This is a genomic window from Flavobacterium sp., assembly GCF_013822155.1.
Classification (GTDB): domain Bacteria; phylum Bacteroidota; class Bacteroidia; order Flavobacteriales; family Flavobacteriaceae; genus Flavobacterium.
Genome location: NZ_PNJW01000095.1, coordinates 1 through 5,490, shown reverse-complemented (window position 1 = coordinate 5,490; position 5,490 = coordinate 1). Strand labels below are relative to the sequence as shown.

The following is a 5,490-nucleotide window of genomic DNA, read 5'->3' as shown; positions in this document are numbered from 1 at the left end:
GCTGAGGAGAGTATTAGAACTGTTAGTAATGTTCAATTAGCAATTAATGCACTAACTAACGAACATATTGAAAATTATAGATTGAACAATAATTATTTAACTGCTTATTGTCATAAAAGAGATGACAAACGCACATTTAAGTTTGACAGAATTGGAGAAATTGAAATTTTAGATATATAAAATATGAGTGAGGCTGTTATTATATCAAGTATATTAGGTGGTTGTGGTTTATTAATTACATTATTCTATAATTATAAAAACACACAATTGGCTAATCATAAGATGCAAAAAGAACTTTTTACAGAGTTCAACAAAAGATATAATGAATTGAATGATAATTTAAATTTATTAGGTGATACAACATCAAAATACTTTTTCGATTTCTATTCAGATGTTGATAAAATAAAAACCAAAGCAACAATTTATGATTTTTTCAATTTGTGTGCTGAGGAGTACTATTGGAAAAATGAAGGTCGAATACCAAAAAAAGTATGGAATAGTTGGTACAAAGGCATGAATGATATTTATAACCGAAGTGATGTAATACAACAGATTTGGGATGATGAATGTAAAAACGATGGTTATAAATCATACTACATTGATAAAAAAGATGCATTTTTTAAATTAAGATAATATGCCTTGTATTCATAAATTCATAGGAGATTTAAATTTAGAAAATTTAGATTTTGAGCCAACAACTTTGATTGTAGGTACTTTTAATCCTTCTTGGCCAGATGGTAATCAGGCGGAATGGTTTTATGGGAGAACACATGACCAGCATGGAAATGTGAATAATAATTTTTGGGATGTTTTACCAAGATTGTATGGTGAAGAAAGTTTAATAAATGGTACACCTGATGATTGGAAAGCGTTTTGTGAAAAACATAAAATTGCAATTACCGATTTAATAACAAGTATTGATGATGCCAATGAACAAGATGCTGAACATCGAACTCTATTAGGTGGTTATGCAGATAATGTAATTGCAAATAATTTTAATGGACAATTGCCAAACAATATTGTTAAGTTGTTACAAAACAATCCAACTATAAAAAATGTTTATTTGACAAGAGGAACTGGAGAAACTTTTTGGAGAAGATTATGGAGCCCAGTAGTACAATATTCTAATAATAATAATTTACATGAAAGAAAACTATTAACTCCATCTGGATATGCCTTTTACCAACATGGAAGTTATAATAATCAAAATCCAAATAATATTATTCCATTATTAAATGATTTTATTTTGATGAAATGGGAAAATGAATGGCACCTATAAACTTTAAAAAATTATGGCAAAAATCAGTCAAATCAACCAAGTGCTTCAAGAGTATTTTGAAGTGAATAAAAGTGTCGGTATAATCCCTGCTAAGGACATGATGCCCTATTTTATATTGGCTGGTGTTTTTGAAAAAGACATCAAAATTGGAAAACCTATTAGAGAGGTCTTAAGAAGATTGGATTCTAAAAATGAGTTGCATGAAATACCATTTGTGCTTGCTGAACGAAAAAAGGCTAATACGAATTGGTTTTTTCAACGAAATGCTTCTTCTATTTCAATTACACCAAAAGTTGCATCCAAAAAGCAAAAAATAAAACCAATTTCTAAATCTTCATCAAGAAAAGACAGAGATGAACATTATGTATTAGACTTATGTGATGAAGTCTTAGGAAGAAAAGGGTTACGTCAACATCGTTTTGATTTTTTGTTGGGAGATCCAAATGCACAAGGAAAATGTGATAAGTTGCCGGTAGATAGCTTTTATCCTGAATTAAATTTAGTTATCGAATACAAAGAACAACAGCATACCAAACCCAACAAACATTTCGACAAACCCGATATTTTTACAGTCAGCGGTGTTCACAGAGGCGAACAAAGAAAGATATATGACCAAAGACGATTAGAGGTTTTGCCAAAACACGGTATAAAAGTTATAGAGATTTTCTATTCGGATTTTAACCATGACAGTAAAAATAAGATTTTTAGGGGTGATGGAGATTTGGATAGAGTGACGAAAATAATAAAAAAATAAAAAATGAATAATTCAAAACCATTTGAAGTGCTGTTAGACATTTATAACAAAGAGTGTGCTACAATTTTAAATGATATGGATGAATAATAACGCAATAAGAAAGTAAAAAGAACAAAGCCAAGCAACTCAAATAAGGTATAATGTAGGAGTTTTTGATGGTCAGGATTAGATTGGTTTAATAGTAAAAAGCAATGAAAAAAGAAATTACCTACGGAGATTTAAATACAATAGAATTACTCTCTATTGAACAGTTAAATACACATCCACAATTAAAAGAATTTTATGTAGCCAGTTACCAACGTGGTTATCGATGGGGCAAAGAAGAAGTGGAGTATTTATTGAATGATATCTATGATATTGCCAGTGATAAAAAATACTGTATTCAGCCACTAGCGGTTATAGCGAAAGGTAACAAATCGTGGGAGCTTATAGATGGTCAGCAACGAACTACGACACTATTTTTAATACAAACAGTGCTTAAAAACTGCTTTTCGATACAAACTGAGCCTTTTTATGGATTAAATTACAATACCCGTTCATCAACTAAAGATTTTCTAAATGATATAAGAACAGATAATATTCTAAAAGAATATCTAATTAACATAAAAATAGATGATATCGTCAAAAAAGAGGTGGACATTGCTTTACAAGAAAAGTGGGAAGAATTTATAAAGAGCAATGCAGATAAAGACAATGTAGATAATTACCATTTGTTTAATGCGTACTTTATTATTCTTATATGGTTGTTACCTAAAAGTAGCGATCAGCGATATGCTTTTTATAAAAAACTAACAGAGCAAACCTATGTAATTTGGCACCCAATTACAATTGAAAAAGAGGGCATACAGACCGTAGAAGATTTTTTTATCAATATGAACGCTGGTAAAATCAAATTAACGAGTGCCGAATTGATTAAAGCACTTTTTATAATTGATATAGAAAAAAGCGATGATCCATGGGATGTTCGAGATTTTAAAAAGAAAAAATTAGCTAACGAATGGGATAGCATCGAAAACGAATTGCACAACAATACTTTTTGGTATTTTATTAATAATACCACTGAACAGGATTACCCAACACGAATAGGAAAATTGTTTGATATTGATTGTAAAAAAACCAAAGATGCGAGTGAACTTTTTTCTTATTATCAGTATAATAAAGGAAAAGACAAAGGAGGCGAAAACTTAGATTGGAAAAAAATAAAACAAATTTACCAACGACTAAAAGAATGGTATGATGATGTAGAAAACTATCATTTAATTGGTTTTATAATCAATGCAAAATTTATGACTTTAGAAGACATAATTGCAAAGACAGAAAACAAAACGAAATTAAAAATAAAAGATTTTTTTATTCAAACCATAAAAGATAAGTTCGCTCAAGAAATAACCCAAGATAATCAAAGGTTTCAATTATATGCCCTAAACAACTTGCGTTATGACACTTCTTATAACCAATGTAAAAACACTTTATTACTATATAATATTAAACTTATTGAAAGAACCTTCCCTAATCAACGCTTTCCATTTGATTTATATCAAGACCCAGAAACGCAATGGAGCATAGAGCATATTCACCCTCAAAACCCACAGCTTTTAAAATCTAAAGAGGATGCGGAAGAATGGTTAAAAGATTATGCAGAACGTTATAAAGAAGAAGATAAAGAGAGCGAAAATAATACTAAAATAGCGGTTTTGCTACAAAAGTTATATGACTTAAAAGACAGCACATTAACTATAGAATTATCAAATGAGATCAAAGATTTTTCAAATACAGTTAATGATGCTTTGGGTTTACATTTTATAGGTAACCAAGCATTACTTGATAAAATCACCAATAGTACCATCGGTAATAAGAGTTTTCTAAAAAAGCGTAGTTTAATTTTAGATGCATCTACGAATACAAACGGAACTTATATTCCTTTAGGCACTATCAATAATTTTTTAAAGAAAACCACCAATACAGGTGTCGATAATAAGATTAAAGTAAGCTATTGGTCTAGTCAAGATGCAGAAGATTATACCAAAGATATTGAAAAGTTACTTGAAAATTTTTTACCTAAAAGCAATAAATAATTATGGCAGAAACATTTTGGAAAATAATTCAGGATAAAATTGAAATTCCCGAAATTCAACGGGATTTCGCACAAGGTAGAATTAACGAGCGAGTAGATACCATTAGAGAAAACATTGTGTCTGATTTATTAGATGTTTTACATTCAGGTAAAACATTAAATTTAGATTTTGTTTTTGGACAATCTGTGGATAGAACCAATCAAGCCAACTTTAATAAAAGCAAGCAGAGTTTGGAGCAAATGCTTCAAGTGTTAAAACAGTACAGTAAAGATACTGGAGTTGATTTTGAAAGCAAAGTTGCACCAAAGCCAACCTCTTGTAGTACCGACAAATTGTTAATCCCGTTTGATGGCCAACAAAGACTTACTACTTTGTTTTTACTGCATCTTTATATTGGTACAATGGCAGAACAAAACATTTCCGTTTTAACTAATTTTAATTACAAAACCAGAGAAAGCAGTACTCAGTTTATAGAAAAAATAATTGAGCATAGTAGAATGATTTTGAAATTCAGTCCTGAAGAGAACCCTAAAATCAAACTGCTTTCACAGTCTATCAAAAATCAGTCTTGGTTTTTTAGTTCATGGCAAAAAGATCCGACTGTTTCTGGTATGTTGGTAATGCTCGATGAGATTAGAAAACAATCTATTGATAAAGAAATTGATTTTAAAAGTGCATGGCTGAACCTAGTTGAAAATAACTGTATCGATTTTGATTATTTTGACATCCAAGAAGAAGGGTTTGAAGAAGACCTTTACGTTAAAATGAATGCCCGAGGAAAAGGACTAACCGATTTTGAAAACTTCAGAGCATGGTTAGAAAAAAAGCATAAAAACTCATTGCCTTTGTATAAATGGGAATATAAAATAGACAAAGACTGGCTTGATCTTTTTTGGAAAGCAAAAAATAAAGTGGTGGATGTTGATTTTAATTTTATGGCTTTCTTTAAAAACATGGCAATGCTAAAAAAAGTAAGTACTTCTAATAAGTCAGATAGCATCTATTCTTTAGAAAAAAAAATAATTGAACTACTTAAGCCTAATCAATATACACCCAATTCGAAGTATGAAAAAGAGGATGTGTTTAATGAAACTACATTAGATTACATATTTAAAATTTTAGATTTAATTGCAAGTGATAAAGAAGGAAAATTAGATAAGTTAATCAATGAAATTTGGACAGAAACTTTTAAAAGTAAAACAGAAAAGAACTTTACTAAATCATTACTCACAGGGTTTGATGCACTCAATTTATCAGATAAAACTTTCTTTTTTTCTGTTTTTAAATTTCTAGAAGTAAAAGGAATAAACAATATTAATAGTTACACGGAAGAAGATTGGACTAGATTTAAGGATTGGTTACGAGTAATCAGAAATGTGATA

At 29.8% G+C, this 5,490-nt stretch carries 6 protein-coding genes; all 6 read left to right on the top strand.

Translation table 11 applies throughout. The annotated features are described in order from the left end of the window. A partial coding sequence (locus C0512_RS14535) for a WYL domain-containing protein (RefSeq protein WP_290862836.1) occupies positions 1–180 on the top strand: 180 nt, incomplete at its 5' end. Positions 181–183: 3 nt separating this feature from the next. After that, a complete protein-coding gene (locus C0512_RS14530) occupies positions 184–633 on the top strand; it encodes a hypothetical protein (RefSeq protein WP_290862834.1) in 450 nt (149 codons plus the stop codon). A gap of 1 nt (position 634) precedes the next feature. Beyond that, a complete protein-coding gene (locus C0512_RS14525) occupies positions 635–1,279 on the top strand; it encodes a hypothetical protein (protein ID WP_290862832.1) in 645 nt (214 codons plus the stop codon). 13 nt (positions 1,280–1,292) lie between these two features. Then, positions 1,293–2,033, top strand: coding sequence for a hypothetical protein (locus C0512_RS14520; RefSeq protein WP_290862830.1), 741 nt, complete (start codon positions 1,293–1,295; stop codon positions 2,031–2,033). Between the two features lie 191 nt (positions 2,034–2,224). Next, positions 2,225–4,108 carry a DUF262 domain-containing protein gene (locus C0512_RS14515; protein ID WP_290862828.1) on the top strand — a complete coding sequence of 628 codons (1,884 nt, stop codon included), beginning with the start codon at positions 2,225–2,227 and terminating at the stop codon, positions 4,106–4,108. Between the two features lie 2 nt (positions 4,109–4,110). Then, positions 4,111–5,490, top strand: a 1,380-nt coding sequence (locus C0512_RS14510; RefSeq protein ID WP_290862826.1) for a DUF262 domain-containing protein, incomplete at its 3' end; no start/stop codon positions are given.

Coding starts and splice junctions, on each gene's coding strand:
- C0512_RS14530 (WP_290862834.1), top strand. CDS start 184: ATGAGTGAGGCTGTTATTATATCAAGTATATTAGGTGGTTGTGGTTTA.
- C0512_RS14525 (WP_290862832.1), top strand. CDS start 635: ATGCCTTGTATTCATAAATTCATAGGAGATTTAAATTTAGAAAATTTA.
- C0512_RS14520 (WP_290862830.1), top strand. CDS start 1,293: ATGGCAAAAATCAGTCAAATCAACCAAGTGCTTCAAGAGTATTTTGAA.
- C0512_RS14515 (WP_290862828.1), top strand. CDS start 2,225: ATGAAAAAAGAAATTACCTACGGAGATTTAAATACAATAGAATTACTC.